At 74.6% G+C, this 933-nt stretch carries 1 protein-coding gene; it reads right to left on the bottom strand.

Going from position 1 to position 933, the window contains the following annotated elements:
• A partial coding sequence (locus tag ACFQRI_RS27085) for a sigma-54-dependent transcriptional regulator family protein (protein WP_380673496.1) occupies nucleotides 1-933 on the bottom strand: 933 nt, incomplete at both ends.

The raw sequence follows: 933 nt of genomic DNA, 5'->3' as shown, positions 1-933 counted from the left end.
GAGGGTGCCGACGAGGTTTCCGGACAGGAACACCGGTCGCATGCTGACCGGGGTGGGTTCGTCGGCGAGGTGGGTGAAGATCTGGGTGGTGCCGACCCAGGAGGGGTTGTGCGAGGCCTGCTTGGCGGCGTAGCGGGCGGCGCGGACGAGTTCGGGCAGCCGGGGGTTCCAGCGGATGGCGGGGTCTGGTGCGGGGGTCGAGCTCGGCACGCCGAGCAGGACGCCGGCGGTGTCGTCGGCGATGACCACGCGTCCGGCCGGGTCGAGGGCGGCGAGCGAGACGCCGGGGCGGGAGCGCGCGTGGTTGTAGGCCGCGATCAGCTCGGCGCTGCCGTCCCTGGCGCGCTGCCGCAGGGTGCGCTGAGTGCGCTTCGCGGCGTTGCTCAGCCAGGCGCCCGCAGGTCCGGGGAGCTCGCTGCGCCAGCAGGAGATGTTGAGCACCGCGACCGGGTCGTCGGTGACCGCGTCGCGCACGGCCACGCCCGCGCAGGTCCAGTCGTGGAAGGCCCGGCACCAGTGCTCGGCACCCCGGATCACCACCGGCGCGTGCGACTCCAGCGCCGTGCCCATCCCGTTGGTGCCCGTGGCCCCCTCCGCCCAGCAGAACCACGGCGCCAGGTTCGCCTGTGCGGCGCGGTCGCGGGTCTTGCGATCGCCCCACTCGGCCAGGATCCGGCCGGTGGCGTCGGTGATGGTCACGACCCCGCCCGCGTTGCCGACCTCGTGGGCGACCGAGGCGGCGCGGAAGCCGAGCTCGGCGAACACGACGTCGTGCTCCAGGGCGTGGTCGACCTCGGCCACGGCCACCGGCGCCTCCGCCAGCAGCGGATCCACCCGGTACTGGTCGCGGCACCGCTGCCAGGACAGCGCGATCTCCGGCCGCACGCCGCGGATGTCGTCCTCGCCCCGCACGAAGCGCTCCCACGCCCCGTA

This window comes from Saccharopolyspora griseoalba, from assembly GCF_042665275.1.
Classification (GTDB): domain Bacteria; phylum Actinomycetota; class Actinomycetes; order Mycobacteriales; family Pseudonocardiaceae; genus Saccharopolyspora; species Saccharopolyspora griseoalba.
Note: the sequence above shows the minus strand (reverse complement) of the source record. Positions and strands in the feature narration are given on the sequence as shown.